The sequence below is a fragment of the Erythrobacter sp. S259 genome (genome assembly GCF_057364965.1).
Genome location: NZ_CP200286.1, coordinates 656,205 through 671,844, shown reverse-complemented (window position 1 = coordinate 671,844; position 15,640 = coordinate 656,205). Strand labels below are relative to the sequence as shown.

The 15,640-nt window shown below is 57.5% G+C and carries 17 protein-coding genes; 7 read left to right on the top strand and 10 right to left on the bottom strand.

What is annotated here, in order from left to right:
* Positions 1–31: 31 nt before the first annotated feature.
* Complete coding sequence (gene parC / locus AC0V60_RS03100) at positions 32–2,323, bottom strand: DNA topoisomerase IV subunit A (protein WP_486177084.1); 2,292 nt, start codon at positions 2,321–2,323, stop codon at positions 32–34.
* A gap of 209 nt (positions 2,324–2,532) precedes the next feature.
* Between parC and AC0V60_RS03095 the strand changes: the two genes are divergently transcribed.
* Positions 2,533–3,474, top strand: coding sequence for a DUF4349 domain-containing protein (locus AC0V60_RS03095; RefSeq protein ID WP_486177083.1), 942 nt, complete (start codon positions 2,533–2,535; stop codon positions 3,472–3,474).
* Between the two features lie 359 nt (positions 3,475–3,833).
* On the opposite strand, the gene AC0V60_RS03090 is transcribed toward AC0V60_RS03095, so the two are convergent.
* Together AC0V60_RS03090 and AC0V60_RS03085 are read right to left on the bottom strand one after the other, a co-directional pair.
* Positions 3,834–3,941: an enoyl-CoA hydratase gene (locus AC0V60_RS03090; RefSeq protein WP_486177082.1), complete on the bottom strand. Its 108-nt coding sequence runs from the start codon at positions 3,939–3,941 to the stop codon at positions 3,834–3,836.
* A 43-nt stretch (positions 3,942–3,984) separates the two neighbouring features.
* Positions 3,985–4,092 (bottom strand): enoyl-CoA hydratase, encoded by a 108-nt coding sequence (locus tag AC0V60_RS03085; RefSeq protein ID WP_486177081.1) that lies wholly within the window; start codon positions 4,090–4,092, stop codon positions 3,985–3,987.
* 303 nt (positions 4,093–4,395) lie between these two features.
* Here AC0V60_RS03085 and AC0V60_RS03080 point away from each other — a divergent pair, with 303 nt between their 5' ends.
* The gene (locus AC0V60_RS03080) at positions 4,396–4,944 is read left to right on the top strand and encodes a type 1 glutamine amidotransferase domain-containing protein (RefSeq protein ID WP_486177080.1); all 549 of its coding nucleotides are present in this window, start codon (positions 4,396–4,398) and stop codon (positions 4,942–4,944) included.
* Positions 4,945–5,065: 121 nt separating this feature from the next.
* On the opposite strand, the gene AC0V60_RS03075 is transcribed toward AC0V60_RS03080, so the two are convergent.
* The 3 genes from AC0V60_RS03075 to AC0V60_RS03065 all read right to left on the bottom strand — a co-directional run bounded on the left by AC0V60_RS03075 (position 5,066) and on the right by AC0V60_RS03065 (position 7,532).
* On the bottom strand, positions 5,066–5,401 hold the full coding sequence (locus AC0V60_RS03075) for a 2Fe-2S iron-sulfur cluster-binding protein (protein ID WP_486177079.1): 336 nt from the start codon (positions 5,399–5,401) through the stop codon (positions 5,066–5,068).
* Positions 5,392–6,492 (bottom strand): cysteine desulfurase family protein, encoded by a 1,101-nt coding sequence (locus AC0V60_RS03070; RefSeq protein ID WP_486177078.1) that lies wholly within the window; start codon positions 6,490–6,492, stop codon positions 5,392–5,394. The genes AC0V60_RS03075 and AC0V60_RS03070 overlap by 10 nt, the downstream gene beginning before the upstream one ends.
* A 116-nt stretch (positions 6,493–6,608) precedes the next feature.
* Complete coding sequence (locus AC0V60_RS03065; protein WP_486179417.1) at positions 6,609–7,532, bottom strand: cysteine desulfurase family protein; 924 nt, start codon at positions 7,530–7,532, stop codon at positions 6,609–6,611.
* Between the two features lie 200 nt (positions 7,533–7,732).
* Here AC0V60_RS03065 and AC0V60_RS03060 point away from each other — a divergent pair, with 200 nt between their 5' ends.
* Both AC0V60_RS03060 and AC0V60_RS03055 read left to right on the top strand, forming a co-directional pair.
* Positions 7,733–8,389, top strand: coding sequence for an alpha/beta hydrolase (locus AC0V60_RS03060; RefSeq protein WP_486177077.1), 657 nt, complete (start codon positions 7,733–7,735; stop codon positions 8,387–8,389).
* A gap of 172 nt (positions 8,390–8,561) precedes the next feature.
* Complete coding sequence (locus AC0V60_RS03055) at positions 8,562–9,248, top strand: energy transducer TonB (protein WP_486177076.1); 687 nt, start codon at positions 8,562–8,564, stop codon at positions 9,246–9,248.
* 22 nt (positions 9,249–9,270) lie between these two features.
* On the opposite strand, the gene AC0V60_RS03050 is transcribed toward AC0V60_RS03055, so the two are convergent.
* Positions 9,271–9,483, bottom strand: coding sequence for a hypothetical protein (locus AC0V60_RS03050; RefSeq protein WP_486177075.1), 213 nt, complete (start codon positions 9,481–9,483; stop codon positions 9,271–9,273).
* A gap of 97 nt (positions 9,484–9,580) precedes the next feature.
* On the opposite strand from AC0V60_RS03050, the gene AC0V60_RS03045 reads away from it, so the two are divergent.
* Positions 9,581–9,949 (top strand): DUF3597 domain-containing protein, encoded by a 369-nt coding sequence (locus AC0V60_RS03045; RefSeq protein ID WP_486177074.1) that lies wholly within the window; start codon positions 9,581–9,583, stop codon positions 9,947–9,949.
* An 85-nt stretch (positions 9,950–10,034) separates the two neighbouring features.
* On the opposite strand, the gene AC0V60_RS03040 is transcribed toward AC0V60_RS03045, so the two are convergent.
* From AC0V60_RS03040 to AC0V60_RS03030, 3 genes are all read right to left on the bottom strand, one after another.
* Positions 10,035–10,586, bottom strand: a complete 552-nt coding sequence (locus AC0V60_RS03040) for a DUF937 domain-containing protein (RefSeq protein WP_486177073.1) — start codon at positions 10,584–10,586, stop codon at positions 10,035–10,037.
* 29 nt (positions 10,587–10,615) lie between these two features.
* Positions 10,616–10,978: a hypothetical protein gene (locus tag AC0V60_RS03035; protein WP_486177072.1), complete on the bottom strand. Its 363-nt coding sequence runs from the start codon at positions 10,976–10,978 to the stop codon at positions 10,616–10,618.
* A gap of 181 nt (positions 10,979–11,159) precedes the next feature.
* A complete protein-coding gene (locus AC0V60_RS03030; RefSeq protein WP_486177071.1) occupies positions 11,160–12,788 on the bottom strand; it encodes a phosphoenolpyruvate carboxykinase in 1,629 nt (542 codons plus the stop codon).
* 431 nt (positions 12,789–13,219) lie between these two features.
* Here AC0V60_RS03030 and AC0V60_RS03025 point away from each other — a divergent pair, with 431 nt between their 5' ends.
* Together AC0V60_RS03025 and AC0V60_RS03020 are read left to right on the top strand one after the other, a co-directional pair.
* Positions 13,220–14,035, top strand: a complete 816-nt coding sequence (locus tag AC0V60_RS03025; RefSeq protein WP_486177070.1) for a response regulator — start codon at positions 13,220–13,222, stop codon at positions 14,033–14,035.
* The gene (locus AC0V60_RS03020) at positions 14,004–15,620 is read left to right on the top strand and encodes an ATP-binding protein (protein ID WP_486177069.1); all 1,617 of its coding nucleotides are present in this window, start codon (positions 14,004–14,006) and stop codon (positions 15,618–15,620) included. Before AC0V60_RS03025 ends, AC0V60_RS03020 begins: the two co-directional genes overlap by 32 nt.
* The last annotated feature ends 20 nt before the right edge of the window (positions 15,621–15,640 follow it).

The following is a 15,640-nucleotide window of genomic DNA, read 5'->3' as shown; positions in this document are numbered from 1 at the left end:
GATTCCCACGCATCGTTGGGGGTGGGCAGGCCTAGAACCGGTTGTTCTTCGGAAAGCCCTGCGGCGGCATGCGGCCAGCAGCACCGCGAGCCACCTTCCACTGCCAAATGTCGTTTTCAGTGCGAGTCCGGTCACCCGAACCGCCCATTTGCCAGCTAAGCCCTTCTTCAAGCGTGAAGGTGGTCGCATCAGAAAGCCCGCCGTCGCGGTAGCGCTGGAGCATCACGCCTTGCCCGCGCGCCATCACGGGCATTTCTTCCATGTTGAAGACGATCAGCTTGCGATTGTCGCCCACTGCCGCGACATGATCGTGGCCCTGGGGGATTTCGCGGATGACCCTCAGCTTGGCGGTGCCTTTGAGGTTCACCACCTGCTTGCCCTTTTTGGTCTCCGCGATCAGCTCTTTCGTCTCAGCGATAAAGCCTTTGCCATTGGAAGAGGCAAGCAGCAGACGGCCTTCGGGCTTGTGCACGAGCATTGTGGCTATGCTGGTTTCAGCAGGCAAGTCGATCATATTGCGCACCGGCTCACCAAAACCGCGCGCGCCGGGAAGTTTGTCACAGCCAAGCGTGTAGAACCGCCCGTCGGACCCTGCGATCAAGATCTTATCGGTGGTCTGCGCGTGAAGGATAAAGGCAAGCGCATCGCCTTCTTTATATTTGAATTCCTGAGCCAAATCCACGTGACCCTTCGCGCCTCTGATCCAGCCTTTCTGCGACAAGATCACCGTCACGGGCTCTTTCTCAATCATGGCGTCCATCGAGAATTCAACCGCAGGCGCGGCTTCTTCAATCCGCGTGCGGCGTGCACCAAGGGCTGTGTCCTCGGCATAATCCTTGCGGATAGCGCGCAGGTCTTTCTTAAGCCTCGTGCGTTGGCGCGCCGGGCTTTCGAGAAGCTTGTTCAGCTCATCTTGTTCTTTGAGAAGAGTATCCTTCTCCGTGCGCAGTTCCATCTCTTCAAGCTTGCGAAGGCTCCGCAAGCGCATGTTGAGGATGGCTTCAGCCTGACGATCGGTGAGGCCAAACTCAGCCATCATCACTTGCTTTGGCTCATCCTCATAACGGATGATCTCGATCACCCGGTCAAGGTTGAGGAATGCGGTGATATAGCCTTCAACCAGCTCCAATCGCCGAGCGATTTGGTCAAGGCGGTGCTGGGTCCGGCGCTGCAGGATTTCGATCTGCGCCGCAGTCCAGTTCTGAAGCAGCTCTTTCAGCCCCATCACCATCGGTGTACGGGTCGCATCCAGCACGTTCATATTGAGACCAAAGCGGGTCTCCATATCGGTGAGCTTGAAAATACTCTCTTTCAAAAGGTCGGGATCAACGTTGCGGGTGCGCGGTACGAGCACAATGCGAATGCTCTCATCGGATTCGTCGCGTACATCGTCGAGGATCGGCAACTTCTTATCGGCAATCGCCTGAGCGATCTGTTCAATCAGCTTGCCCTTTTGCACCTGATACGGAATTTCGGTGATGACAAGCTGCCATTGCCCGCCGCCCAGCCGCTCAATGCCCGCTGCTTGGTCCTCGGTATTCTCGGCCTCGGGCGCGTTAAACACACCGCGCAAACGGAATGATCCGCGGCCCGTCCGATAGGCTTCTGAGATCACTTGCGCGCTATCCACCAATTGCCCGCCAGTCGCAAAATCCGGCCCCTGCATCAGCTCCATCAAACGCTCATGCTCGGCATGGGGATTGTCGATCAGCTCAAGCGTCGCATCAATCACCTCAGCGGCATTGTGCGAGGGAATGTTGGTCGCCATGCCAACCGCAATCCCGCTGGCCCCATTCGCAAGAAGGTTCGGGAAAAGGCCCGGCATAAGCTCAGGCTCTTCCTCCTCACCGTTATAGGTCGGAATGAAGTCAACGGTGCCTGCATCCAGCCCTTCCATAAGCTGGATCGCGGTCTTGGTCAGGCGCGCTTCGGTGTACCGGTATGCGGCGGCATTATCGCCGTCGATATTGCCAAAGTTCCCTTGACCCTGAACCAGCGGATAGCGCAGCGAGAAATCCTGAGCGAGGCGCACCATGGCATCATAGGCAGCAGTGTCGCCGTGCGGGTGATATTTACCAATCACCTCACCCACGACGCGGGCGGATTTCTTATACGTGCTGTCGGGCGAAAGTTTTAGTTGGCGCATGGTCCAAAGCAGGCGCCTGTGCACAGGCTTCAATCCGTCGCGCAGGTCCGGAAGCGAACGCGCAGTGATCGTCGAAAGCGCATAAACAAGGTAGCGCTCCGACAATGCGGCATCAAAAGGCGCATCGACAATTGCGTCGAATGGATCGGTGTCGTCTTGAGTTGTGGGGTCAGCCATGGCCCACGCTTAGCAAGGCGCAGCGTCCACGGGGAGAGCAGTTTCCACAGAGAAAGGATCCTTGCCGGCCGATCGTCGCCGCTAGACCTAGTCCGCCTATTACATAAATCTCGCGCAGCCTTGAACCATGGTGAGAATGTGGCAAGAATAAGGCGACGGCTAAGGATACCCTGTTCTTCAAAACCGGAATTCCTTGAAGGGAGAGTCATATGCGTAAGTCATTTATTTCATTGGGAGCGCTCGCTTTCGCTCTGACGGCGTGCAGCCAGGCCAGCGATATGGAAGCCGAGGGCGTGGCCACCGCCGATCTCGCAGAGGCGCCGATGCGGGCCTCGATGGAGGCACGCGAGGATGAAGCTTCACTTGAGGGCGACGCTTCCTCGACTGAGAGCTCCACGCAACCCGGTGACACAGTAGCAGCACCCCAAATTGCCTACCGCTATGCACTCGGTTTTCGCCTGCCTGCGGACGGGATCAAGCCTTTGCAGGAGCGCCATGCAGACCTTTGCGAAGCACGTGGGCCATCGCAATGTCGCATTATCTCGATGGATCAGACGGACTCGGACGGCGACTATGCTTACGGCAATCTCCAAATTGCAGTGGCAGCAGACATCGCACGCAAGTTTTCAAAGGAACTCGAGGCCAGTTCGGGGTCAGTTGACGGTACGCTCGTCTCATCATCCATAACCGGCGAAGACCTCTCCAAACAAATTGTCGATACGCAAGCCAAATTGCGCGCTCGCACAGTGCTGCGTGATCGCCTGATGGACATTCTTCGCAATCGCAGCGGCACAGTGGCCGAACTGGTCGAGGCTGAACGCGGCGTGGCTCAGGTGAACCAGGAAATTGACCAAGCGCAAAGCTGGCTCAATGAGATGCGCGGACGTGTTGCATTCAGCCAGATGACGATCAGTTACGAATCCGGCAGCCGCGCCTCTGGCAGCTTTAGCGAACCTATTCGCGATGCATGGAACTCACTCGGCTCTATTTTGGGTAGTGTCATCGCCTTTTTGATGATGGCTTTCACCGTTCTTTTGCCGATTGGCCTTGCCGGGTTTGGCGTGTTTAAATCTTGGCGTTGGGTCAAGACTAAGGCGAAGAAGGCGGCCGGAAACCCACCGCTCGATGAAACAAAAGAGCAATCTACTTAAGGTGAGTGCGTCATTCGCGAAAAAGGGCGCGCCGGCTCTTAGGGGAGAGAAGCCGGTGCGCCCTTGGGGACTGGCGCATGGGGAATTGCGCGCGGAGGGACTGGACGCGGGAGGGACTGGGCGCGGGAGGGACTGGACGCGGGAGGGACTAGGCGGGGGAAAGCGCAGACCGCCTAAGCGAGGATGCTGGGGTTGCTCAAGGCAATGGCTGAGGCAAAAACTGCGGCGGTTGAGAGGACCGATAGGGCGGCGGCGAAAAGGGAGTTGTTGCGGGGCATTTTAGGGTCTCCGGTCTGGCAGGATTGATCTTTGGGGGCTGATCTTCGGGGATCTGGGTGGCTGCCGGGCCCCGGCAGCGCTTAGACTAGGCCGAGCGGGCTGGCGGGGATGATGGCATAAGCAAACAGGCTGGCCGACACGAGGACCGAGAGAGCTGCTGCAAAGAAGTTGTCTTGTGAAAGTGTCATGGTTGAAATTCCTTTGAAATGAGTCTTGGGGTTGAGAGGTGAATTAGGCGAACATCGCTGGGCTTGCTGGCACGATTGCGTAAGCGAGCAGGCTGATTGAAACGATGATTGAAAGAGCGGCTGCGGCGAAAGAATTCATTGTGTTGGTCATTGTTGGTCTCCAGTGTTTTCGTGGTTGCGAAGAGTGCCTCCGCTGTATGCCAACTACTTTGCAGACCCTGTGCCAAACTTGAAAAACGGCGGAATTCTGGGGTTTTCGTGCCTATTCTAAGAATGCGGCACAGAGGGCAATCCTGAACATTGGTTCATTTTCCCAAGAAATGGGATCGCAGGTAAAGGCTCATTTATGGTGCACTGGATATCTCGGTGCCGCCATGCGCAATCGGCGAATATGGAACGACCATAAACCTCACCCATAAGTAAGGTGGACCAACGATTAAGGAGACACCGAGCTATGAAAAACATTCTCATCATTGCAACCAATGGATTTGAACAGTCAGAACTGGAACAACCCAAGCAGCTGCTTGAAGAAGCAGGAGCGCAAACGGTCATCGCAAGTTTGGAAACAGGCGAGATCAAGGGCTGGGAAGATGGCGACTGGGGCAGCAGTGTTGCGGTCGATAAGGCAGTCGATGAGGTGGATGTCGATGAGTTTGATGGCCTCCTTTTGCCCGGCGGGCAAATGAACCCTGATATCCTGCGGATGAATGAAACGGTCATTGACCTCATCAAAGCGTTCGACGACGCAGACAAGCCGATTGCTGCGATTTGTCACGCACCGTGGCTGCTGATTGAAGCGGATATCGTCGAAGAAAAAGTTGTGACCGGCTGGCCTTCCGTGCGCACCGACCTTGCCAATGCAGGCGGTGATGTGGTGGACCGCAAAGTGGCAGTGGATGGCAATATTATCACTAGCCGCAATCCGGACGATATTCCCGCCTTCACCGAAGCGTTGATGGACGCGGTTGCCATTTCCAGCGAGGAAGTCCTGGAAAACGCCTAACTACACCGGGCCGCGTTTTGGCCTGCTGACATCGAAAACCCAGCCGCGTTTGTACAATGCGGCCGGGTTTTTTTGAATTTTTGTTTAGGACTTTGGTTTGGGGCCCTTGCCCGTTTCGGCCCTACAATCCTCGTGCATCATGGCTCTCGCCCGGCACGCTTACGGTGAGGCCGTCCATCTCGGCGGTAAGATCAATCTGACACGACAATCGCGACGTCCGCCTAGCCCCAGCTGCGAAATCGAGCATGTCCTCTTCTTCTTCGGACGCCTCGGCCAGCTTCTCAAACCATTCGGCTGCGACGATCACATGGCAGGTTGAGCAGGCCATCTGCCCTTCGCACGTTCCTTCAAGGGGCAGGCCAGCGCCTTGACCAAGCTTGAGCAGATTGTCCCCCACCTCGCCCTCGCATTCCGCGCGGGCGCCCTTGGGATCAATAAAGGTGACTTTCAGCCCCACAATTCCTGCTCCTTTTGGGCCGCCAAAATGGCTTTGGCCGCTTCATCTATATCATCCTTGCTCGTGTAACGCCCCCAGCCCAAACGAATAGAGCTTTTCGCCTCTGCATCGCTTAGCCCAATCGCTTTGAGCACATGGCTGGGCCTGCCCGAACCGCTGGCACACGCGCTTCCGGCGGAGAACATGATATTGCGGCAATCTGACATAAGGCGGGCCACATCGAGCCCGTCGCGACGGATGTTAATATTGCCATACCACCGGGCCTTATCGCTGCCATTGAGCGTCCAGCCGTCAAAGTGCTCGCGCGCGCGGTGCCATAGGGCTTCGACGTGCGCCGCGTCCTCATTCATGCGTTCATTGGCAAGCGCCGCTGCTGCACCGAACCCAGCGACAAGCGCAGGCGAGAGTGTGCCGGAACGAAGGCCGTGTTCCTGCCCGCCGCCCGTTTGCACCTGCTCAAGTTCCACCCCGTCGCGCACCCAAAGCGCGCCGACGCCTTTGGGTCCGTTGAGCTTATGCGCTGATACCGCGAGCATATCAGCGCCAGCGACAGCAATTTTCCCGTATGCTTGCACCGCATCGACCAGAAACAGGGCGTTTTCAGCCTTTGCGCGGCGGTGCCAATCGAGGGTCGGCTGGATAGTGCCGATCTCATTGTTGACCTGCATCACCGCGATCAGACGCGCGTTTTTCCCAATGTCCTGAGCAGGATCGCAAAACCCGTCGCCGTCCACCTCCAGCATTTTGGAGAGCCCTGCACCTCGCGCGGTGTCGCCAACGGCTGAGTGCTCGATTGCCGAGAAGACAGCGCTGCCCTTTCCGCCTTTCCCGTCGATCCCATGCGTCCCGCGAATGGCGAGGTTGAGCGCTTCGGTTGCGCCGCTGGTGAAGATCACTTTGCCGCCGGGCGGGAAGAGCGCCGCAACCTTGTCACGCGCCGCTTCGATTGCAGCGGCTGCCTGACGGCCCATGCGGTGAGGCGAATGCGGATTACCGAAACCCGTGCCGTCCGGGCCATCAAGATAACGGATCATCGCATCACGCGCTTCTGGGGCCAACGGCGTGGTGGCTTGGTTGTCGAGATAAATCATTGCTCGCACCCTCTAACGCAATTCAACGTCATCCTGAACTCGTTTCAGGATAACCATCGAAGCTTGGCGCGTAGTTTATAGGGTTATCCTGAAACGAGTTCAGGATGACGGGTGGGTCACTTGAGGCTACGCCAAGCCTCCAAGAAGCGGTCTAACTCCGCTGTGGTGGTGTTCCAGCCAAGGCTCACCCGAATGGTGCGCGCGGCCACTTCGTCGCTGACGTCAAAGGCATCAAGCACACGGCTTTTCTTAAGCGTACCCGAAGAACACGCGCTCCCCGCTGATACCGCAATCCCCATTGCATCCAAGCGGATCAGGAGAGCCTGCGCACTCATGCTCGGATGCGAAAGCGCAAAGATATAATCGGTCTGCTCGCCAAAGGTCAGCAATTCATCGCCAAGCTCGCCTGCAAAGCCCGCTCGTTCAGCCGCCGTGGTCGCCCAATCGCCCGCCTCAAGCGCAGCAGCAAATCCCATCGCTGCCGGCATATTCTCTGTACCTTGACGATAGCCGCGCTCGTGCCCTCCCATAGGCTCAAGCGGCGCATAATCACGCACCAGAAGCGCCCCGATGCCAATCGGTCCGCCAAGTTTGTGCGCAGACACGACGGCCATATCAGCATCTGGCAGGCCGAGCTTACCGGCAGATTGCGCGCAATCGGCAAGCAGCCGCGCACCGGTGGGCTCTATCGCCTCGCGCATTTGGGAGACCGGATTGATCACGCCGGTTTCTGAATTGACGTGCTGCACAGCCAAAAGCGTTTCGGGGTCAAACACGCTCTCATCGGACGAAATCTCAGCATCTGGCGCTGCCCGAAAAACCGCGTCGTGCTCTACCGCGCTGACAACTCGCCGCGAAGCCTTCGAACGATTGAGCGCAATCCACAGCGCCTCGCTCGCCCCGCTGGTGAAAATCACTTCGTGGTCCCATTTGCACGCCGCCTTGATCCGCGCCCTTGCATCCTCAAGCGCGTTCTTGGCCTTGCGCCCCTCGCCGTGCGGGCTTGATGGGTTTGCCCAGAGCGCAAAACCCTCCTCCATAGCTAGCCTAGCCTCTGGGCGCAGCGGCGTGGTCGCGGCGTGGTCGAGATACACTCGGTTGGTCAAAGTTGAGCCTTATTGCGATCGATTCTTAAAAAATTGCACTCTTGTACAAATGCTTATATAGAGCCCTCAACCGCTGGCACCAGCCGGTGTTACGCCATAGTTTTCAGCGCAACTCATTTCATAAAGGGTATTTGATGCCATCCGTCATCTTTCCCGGCCCAGAGGGCCGTCTCGAAGGTCGTTTTTCGCCCCCACCACGCCCGCGCGCGCCTGTCGCCATGATCCTCCATCCTCACCCCGAAGGCGGCGGGACCATGAACGACCGGATCGTTCAGCGTCTTTATAAGACTTTCACAGACCGCGGCTTTGCAACGCTTCGCTTCAACTTTCGCGGCGTGGGACGCTCGCAAGGTTCCTTCGACAATGGCGTTGGCGAACTGTCCGATGCCGCCTCCGCGCTCGATTGGGTGCAGTCCATCCACCCCGAGGCGCAGCAAACATGGGTCGCAGGCTACTCATTCGGTGCCCTTATCGGCATGCAATTGCTGATGCGCCGCCCCGAGGTGCGCGGGTTCATCTCTGTTGCACCGCCTGCCAACATGTATGATTTTTCATTCCTTGCGCCCTGCCCAGCCAGCGGGATTTTCGTTCAAGGCGCCGCCGACACTGTAGTCCAGCCAAGCGCTGTGCAGAAGCTTGTCGACAAGCTGCGCACGCAAAAACACATCACCATCCACCACGACGAAATCCCGCGCGCCAACCATTTTTTCGAGAACGAAATGGAAGACATGATGGGCAGCGTGGACAATTATCTCAATTTCCGCCTCTCGCCGGATTGTCCAATTAAGTGATAGAATTGGGCGGCTTACACTCAGTCAGCCGCCCAATATATTCGCAGATTAGTTCTATTTAGCAACGGGTTGCGCTTTGCGATGGGTCGCCGTTTGCAACTCGATATTGCTTGTCATTCGCAAAAACTCGTGAGACCTTCTCTCCATCGCTAATCATGTGAGGAGAGAATTCATGACCTATGCGACTACCGCAAGGCGCCCTAACCCCCTCGCCGCTTTTGGCGCATTGGGCGTCCCTGCCAGCTTCGGTGCAATTCTTGTAATCGGGCTGGCTGTGAATGGGACGATCCCCATTCCAAAGCCAAATCCAACGGGTGTTTTTGTGCCCGTAAAGCCCGAAGTCGACCCCGTACCTCCACCCGACGTGACCCCGAAAACTCCAGAGACCAACCCAGTCCAAAGCCCGCTCGACAATCCAGCACCGCGGCCAATGCCATCACCCGATGTCAACCTGGCTGGAGACGCTCCCATCACCTTTGGAAGCGGCTTGAATGATGATTGGGGCGGCGAGCTTGGACCGCTCGGCGCAGGCTTTCCGGACGTAAACCCCGCCCCCTTAGCTGATCCGGTGAAAGCCTCACCAAGGGGCAATCCGGGAGGCTGGATCACGACAAATGACTATCGCAGCTCCTGGATCAGGCGCGAGCTGACCGGCACGGCGCGCTTTACCCTTGGCATTGATGAAAGAGGCCGCGTCAGCTCTTGCACGATCACAGGCTCCACTGGGCACGATGTCCTCGACAAAGCGACGTGCCAATTGTTGCAGGAGCGTGCCAAATTTGACCCGGCAAAGGACGCGCGGGGGGCTGCTGCCGCAGGCAGTTATTCCAGTAGCGTTAATTGGCAAATCCCTGATTGATCGCCGCTTTTTGGCCGGGGCGCTATTGCGCCTCGGCTGCACCGATTTGTTCGGCTGGTGAGGTCCCATCAGCTGTCGGGATGGTCCAAATCAGCACATTGCCAATCGCAATCATGGCCAAGATCACCATAAGAGCTGGCTGTTTCACCTCGCCAGTGCGCTTCCAATACACATATGCGCCCGCCAAAAGCAGGAACGCGGCAAGCATCACGATCGAAAAGATCAGGTCTGTCATCAGGTCCCCATATGACTTTGGCTCGCCCCTTGTAAATGGGCTGGCCATGCACCCACATGACCGCTAGTTTCGCGCGCTACCATCCAAGGAGGCAAGAATGGGAATTTTCAGTTCGATTTCAAATGCAATTTTCGGCTCGGACGAAGCGGAAGAGACGAAAGCGGCCGCGCCGGCTCCTGCAGCAGCACCCGCCGAGGAAAAGCGCGCTGCGATCAGCACCGAAGAGGTCGAGCGACGCATTGCTGCTATTCCGGGCTCTGATAAGCTCAACTGGCAGAATTCGATTGTTGATCTGATGAAGCTGGTCCGGATTGACCCGAGTTATGACAACCGCAAGGCGCTCGCAGCTGAGATGGGTAACACCGATTATTCTGGCAGCGCAGAAGACAACATTGCGCTTCACAAAGCTGTGCTCAATCAAATGGCGTCAGCGGGCGGTATTGTCCCGCCGCACCTCAAGGGCTGATAAACCAGGCTAAGTTGAAGCCGCAAAAAAACGCCGCGTGCGCCCAACGGCCCACGCGGCGTTTTTGTTTGTCCGTTTACTGTGTTTAACGCTGCATCATTCCGCCAACGATAGAACCAAGGATGCCGCCTAGAGCGCCGCCGCCCTGATTACCGCCACCTTGGCCACCGCTCGAACCAGCCTGTTTCGCCATATAACCAGCGACCGCCATCGCGAGGATCGGGAGCATCTTTTTAAGAAGCCCCTCATCAAGGCCAGTGACCCCGGCAACTTCGCCGGCAACCGAGCGGCTGACGTCTTTCGTGCCGAAAATATTGCCGAGGATATCATTGCCTGGCTGGGTCGGCGTTGGACTGGAGCCGAGCACCGCATCAAGCAGCCCTCCGCCAATCATTCCGCCCAATCCGCCGCCCGCACCTTGAGAATTGCCGCCGCCCAGAAGAGCGCCTGCGAGACCGCCAAGGCCGCCCAGAGGATCAGGGGTTGAGTTGCCGCCTGTAGCGCTGCGCCCCATGCCAGCCACGATCGCCGGCAAAAGCGCGCCTGCCGCCGTCTTGGCTGTACCCTCATCAATTCCAAGCTCGCGCGCCATTGATGAAATCGCACCTGATTGTTGCAGCATTGCCGCTAAGCTCATAGCTTCTCTCCTAGCTTAGTCTGTGCGTATTACTTCTTGCCGAAGAAACTGCTGGCCATGCCTGCGATATCGTCGAGCGGATTGCCGTCACCGTCTCGGTCGAGCATGCTCATGATGCCAGAGAGCTTTGAGTCCCCGCCGATTTTTCCTGCCAGGTCGTTGAGCGCATCTTCGCCGCCAAGCTGAGTGACGATCTGAGACAGCTGGCCCGCATCAAGGTCCGTTTTCTGCGCAGCGAGCTGGACGGTGTCGCCATCCTGAGGCTGTGCTGCACCAAGAGCGGCGACTGCTTTTTCGACCATGCCAGGATCAAGGCCAACCTTATCAGCAAGGCTTGCCACAGTATCGGGCGAACCGGCAACCTGTTGCAATATTCCGTCGAGCATACTCATGATTTCTCTCCAATTTCGAATCGTCGCCCATCACGGGCCGCGAAATGATATTGCCCTAAAGCGGCTCTCAAACATAGGTGCAATAAAAGCAAAAGCCCCGCATGATGCACCATGTTACACCTTCATGTAACGGGCGCGCCATGCGAGGCTTCCCTCTCCAGCTCGGAATTAGGATTTTGCTTTAGGCAGCGACTGCACCTGCGGGCGCGGCTTGGCGTACACCCTCGTCTACGTGCGCTTCGAACTCAGCAAAGTTGTCGATGAAGAGACGTACGAGTTTCTCAGCCGCCGCATCGTAGCCCGCTTTGTCATCCCAGGTGCTGCGCGGATCGAGGATTGTCTGGTCAATCCCAGCCTCGGCGAGCACGGGCACATGCACAGGCACGTCGAACCCGAAGTTTGCATCCTTGCGAAATTCAACACCTTCAAGATTGCCATCAAGCGCAGCGTTCAGAAGTGCACGCGTCGCCTTGATCGGCATTCGGTTACCGACACCGTATTTGCCGCCGGTCCAGCCAGTATTCAGCAGCCAGCACTGAACGCCGCCCTTGGCGATACGCTCTTTTAGAAGATTGCCGTAAACGCTTGGGTGACGCGGCATGAATGGGGCGCCGAAACAGGTCGAGAAGGTGGCCTCCGGCTCGGTCACACCGATCTCTGTACCAGCAACTTTCGCGGTGTAGCCTGAGAGGAAGTGATACATCGCCTGGTCAGGGGTCAGACGGGCAATCGGAGGCAAAACGCCAAACGCATCAGCGGTGAGCATCACCACATTACTCGGCGCAGGACCGAGGTTCTTCTCGCTCGTGTTCGGAATAAAGTGAATGGGGTACGCCCCGCGCGTGTTTTCGGCGAGCGTGTTGTCGTCGAGATCAAGCTCGCGAGTTTGCTCGTCCATCACGACGTTCTCAAGCACTGTGCCGAACATTTTGGTGGTGGCGTAGATCTCCGGCTCTGCTTCTTCGCTGAGGCGGATCATCTTCGCATAGCAGCCGCCCTCAAAGTTGAAGACTGCTGTGTCTGACCAGCCGTGCTCGTCATCACCGATGAGCGTACGCGAGGCATCTGCGGAAAGCGTCGTCTTGCCTGTGCCCGAGAGGCCAAAGAACACCGCCGTCTTGCCATCAGCGCTGATATTGGCCGAACAGTGCATCGGCATGACGCCTTTGGTGGGAAGCAGGTAGTTGAGGATACCGAAAACTGACTTCTTCATCTCGCCTGCGTAACGTGTGCCGCCGATCAGGATAAGTTTCTCAGTTAGGTTCACCGCGATCACGGTTTCCGAATTGGTGCCGTGGCGCTCGGGGTCTGCCTTAAAGGTCGGGAGGTCAATGATGGTGTACTCAGGTGCAATGTCACCCAGTTCTTCGGCCGTGGGACGCACCAGCATCGTGCGGATGAAAAGGTTGTGCCAGGCAAGCTCGTTAATGACGCGCACATTCACACGGTGCTCTGGCTGAGAGCCGCCGAACAGGTCTGCGACATAAAGCGTGTCTTTGCCCGTAACCGCTGTGAGGAAATCTTCCTTGAGGTTGGCAAAGTGTTCAGGCGTCATGCTGGCATTGACCTTGCCCCACCACACGGTGTCCTCGGTCGTTTCGTCGCGCACGATAAACTTGTCTTTCGCGCTGCGCCCCGTTTTCGCGCCCGTCTTCACCACCAACGCTCCATGTTTGGAAAGCTTACCTTCGCCTGCGGCAACAGCGGCCTCAACCAAAGCAGAGGTGCCAAGGTTTGGATGGATAGTGGCAGCCGTTTCAATACCATGTGAAGATAGCGACTGAGCTAGAGGGGTTGCGGCGGGGGTCAACGTGTATTCTCCTAAGACGTCTTCGGTTCGCGCAGGCGCGCTTTGCAAGTTTGCCCAAGCGCGCTTTGCGAATGTGCGCATACGTATGCATTCAGGGACCAAAGAAAGAGCGGCGACCGCGCATAAAGACGCTTTCGATTCGCACGAAATCACCTGATCCCAAGAGGCAGCTAGTCGCATATCGCCCACATAAAGCGGCGTCAAACCCTCCTCGGTTATCGCCGCATCGCAGCATTCGCTTACACATTTATCTCGCACCTGCACCAAACCGCGCAAATATAAGCCTCACTTACCTGGCTCCTGCCGAGCGTCGGCGTTATTGCCTTCGCACAAAATTCTTCGCCCTAGGTGTTGAGCGTATACCGGTAAGATTGTTTCCCACCGATCTTGCCGCTAGTCTGACCATGACGCGCGCATGAGGACGGCCCACAATGACAGGTGATACGGTAACTGGCGACACGGTAACTGGCGGAACGGTGAACGGCGAGTTGCAGGACAATGAGCAATCCGCCGAAGGAAGTGATACATCCGATGAGGCCGTAGAGATCGCTCTGGTTGACGATGACCGTAACATCCTGACCACTGTATCCATCGCCCTTCAGGCCGAGGGGTTCGTGACGCGGCTCTATTCTGATGGCGAGACCGCTCTAAAGGCGCTCATTGAAAACCCGCCGGATCTGGCCGTTTTCGACATTAAGATGCCGAAGATGGACGGACTTGAATTGCTGCGCCGGGTACGCGCGCATTCTGCCCTCCCCGTCATTTTCCTGACCAGCAAAGACGACGAGGCCGACGAAGAGGTGGGCCTTGAACTTGGCGCGGATGATTACATCGCGAAACCCTTCAGCCTGCGGCTCCTGACCGCGCGGATCAGAGCGATTTTGCGCCGCGCTGAGCCGGAAAGAGCGTTTGGGGCCAATGCGCCAGCACACGAGACGATACCGGCGGGGATCAACAGCGGCCGCCTGTACATGGACCCCGCGCGCCACCACGTAAAATGGGACGATCGGCCTGTGAGCCTGACCGTAACCGAATTTCTGATCCTAGAAGCGCTCGCCGCGCGGCCCGGCGTCATCAAAAGCCGCAATCAATTGATGGACGCAGCCTATCCCGATGATGTCTTCGTCGACGACCGCACCGTCGACAGCCACATCAAACGCATGCGCCGCAAATTCCGCCAGGTTGACCCGACCTTCGGCGCAATTGATACCCTTTATGGCGCAGGTTACAGCTACACCGATGGCTAACAGCGCCAATAACACAGACGCAGCCGAACCGTCTCTTCAGCCGGTTGGGCACGCCGCTGAAAGGCCCAGCTTTTTTACGCGCTTTTCTCTCACCGGGCGCATCCTGGTGGTGAACATCCTTCCGCTCGCGCTGCTTTCCGGAGGACTGTTTTACCTCGACACCTATCGCACTCAGCTGATTGATGAACGTTTCAAGCTCGCCCGGATCGAAGCGCAAATCACCGCCGAGGCATTGGCAGGAGCAACCAAGGAGCGGCAAGAGGCGCTGCTCGTTCAAATTGGCCTTGAACAAGGCATGCGCATGCGGATGTTCGATGCCGAAGGGCGATTATGGGCAGACAGCTTTGCCCTCGCGGATCCGGCTTTTGAGCTGCACAACATCACCAACGACACGTGGGAACAGGAACTCGCGCGCTGGCTCGACCGGACCGTGGATGCGATTGTGAGCGCTGAGGCTGTGCCCGACTTTCTTGAGCCCGAGGGCCAGACGGCGGACGCTTGGCCTGAGCTTGTCGAAGCGCGCGAGAAGGGGCTTAGCCAGATCCGCCTATACCGCTGGCTTGATGGCACCCCGGTCATTACCGCGGCAGCTCCCGTGGGGCTCAGAGGCGCAACCCTTCTGACCGTTCGCAATGCCTCCGATATCACAGAAAGCGTTCGCGCGGCCCGTACAGCTTTGATCACTGCCGTTCTGTTGGTCCTCGGCGCATCTGCAGCACTTTCGCTATATTTGGCCCGAACCATAGTCTCGCCGCTCCAATTGCTCGCAGGATCAACACAAAGAGTGCGCTTGGGGCGCGAGCGCGATGTCGAAGTGCCCCGCCTGCCGGAACGCAAGGACGAAATCGGACAGCTTGCCCGCTCGGTATCTGATATGACCCGTGCCCTGCGCCAGAGAATTGATGCAGTCGATAGTTTTGCCGCGGACGTGGCGCACGAAATCAAGAACCCGCTGGCCTCTCTGCGAAGCGCGGTTGAATCGCTGCCCATGGTCAAAGACGCGGACACCAGGCGCGAGCTTGAACAGATCGCCACCCATGACGTTCGGCGCATAGACCGGCTGGTCAGCGAAATCTCCGATGCCAGCCGGATTGATGCGGAGATGAGCCGGGCGACACTTGAACGCATTGATATGACCGATCTCATCAATGCCATCATTGGAAGCCGTGAAAACCGCTCTGAAAATCACGATCACAGGATTGAACTTGAAACACGCGGGTTCAAGGCTGAGGTTTTGGGCGTTGGCGCGAGGCTTGAGCGGGTCATAGAAAACCTGCTCGACAATGCGGTCTCGTTCTCTCCTGCTGATGCACCGATCGAGGTCATGATCGACAATGATGGAAACTGTGTGACGATCACCGTTTGCGATGCTGGTCCCGGCATTCCAGAAGAAGCGCGCGAAAAGGTTTTTCAGCGTTTCCATTCCGTGCGGCCTGACAGTGAAGACTTTGGTAATCACTCCGGCCTCGGGCTTGCCATTGCCCGGGCTATTGCAGAGGCTCACGAGGGATCGCTCATCGCCCAAGGCAGGCCGGGCGGCGCTGAGGGCGCTTGCTTGAAGTTGCAGCTCCCGCTGGCTGAGTAATGTGATGTGATGTGATGGCA

Coding starts and splice junctions, on each gene's coding strand:
- AC0V60_RS03090 (WP_486177082.1), bottom strand. CDS start 3,941: ATGACACTTTCACAAGACAACTTCTTTGCAGCAGCTCTCTCGGTCCTC.
- AC0V60_RS03035 (WP_486177072.1), bottom strand. CDS start 10,978: ATGAGTATGCTCGACGGAATATTGCAACAGGTTGCCGGTTCGCCCGAT.
- AC0V60_RS03065 (WP_486179417.1), bottom strand. CDS start 7,532: ATGGAGGAGGGTTTTGCGCTCTGGGCAAACCCATCAAGCCCGCACGGC.
- AC0V60_RS03080 (WP_486177080.1), top strand. CDS start 4,396: ATGAAAAACATTCTCATCATTGCAACCAATGGATTTGAACAGTCAGAA.
- AC0V60_RS03070 (WP_486177078.1), bottom strand. CDS start 6,492: ATGATTTATCTCGACAACCAAGCCACCACGCCGTTGGCCCCAGAAGCG.
- AC0V60_RS03055 (WP_486177076.1), top strand. CDS start 8,562: ATGACCTATGCGACTACCGCAAGGCGCCCTAACCCCCTCGCCGCTTTT.
- AC0V60_RS03020 (WP_486177069.1), top strand. CDS start 14,004: ATGGCGCAGGTTACAGCTACACCGATGGCTAACAGCGCCAATAACACA.
- AC0V60_RS03040 (WP_486177073.1), bottom strand. CDS start 10,586: ATGAGCTTAGCGGCAATGCTGCAACAATCAGGTGCGATTTCATCAATG.
- parC (WP_486177084.1), bottom strand. CDS start 2,323: ATGGCTGACCCCACAACTCAAGACGACACCGATCCATTCGACGCAATT.
- AC0V60_RS03085 (WP_486177081.1), bottom strand. CDS start 4,092: ATGACCAACACAATGAATTCTTTCGCCGCAGCCGCTCTTTCAATCATC.
- AC0V60_RS03095 (WP_486177083.1), top strand. CDS start 2,533: ATGCGTAAGTCATTTATTTCATTGGGAGCGCTCGCTTTCGCTCTGACG.
- AC0V60_RS03025 (WP_486177070.1), top strand. CDS start 13,220: ATGACAGGTGATACGGTAACTGGCGACACGGTAACTGGCGGAACGGTG.
- AC0V60_RS03050 (WP_486177075.1), bottom strand. CDS start 9,483: ATGACAGACCTGATCTTTTCGATCGTGATGCTTGCCGCGTTCCTGCTT.
- AC0V60_RS03045 (WP_486177074.1), top strand. CDS start 9,581: ATGGGAATTTTCAGTTCGATTTCAAATGCAATTTTCGGCTCGGACGAA.
- AC0V60_RS03060 (WP_486177077.1), top strand. CDS start 7,733: ATGCCATCCGTCATCTTTCCCGGCCCAGAGGGCCGTCTCGAAGGTCGT.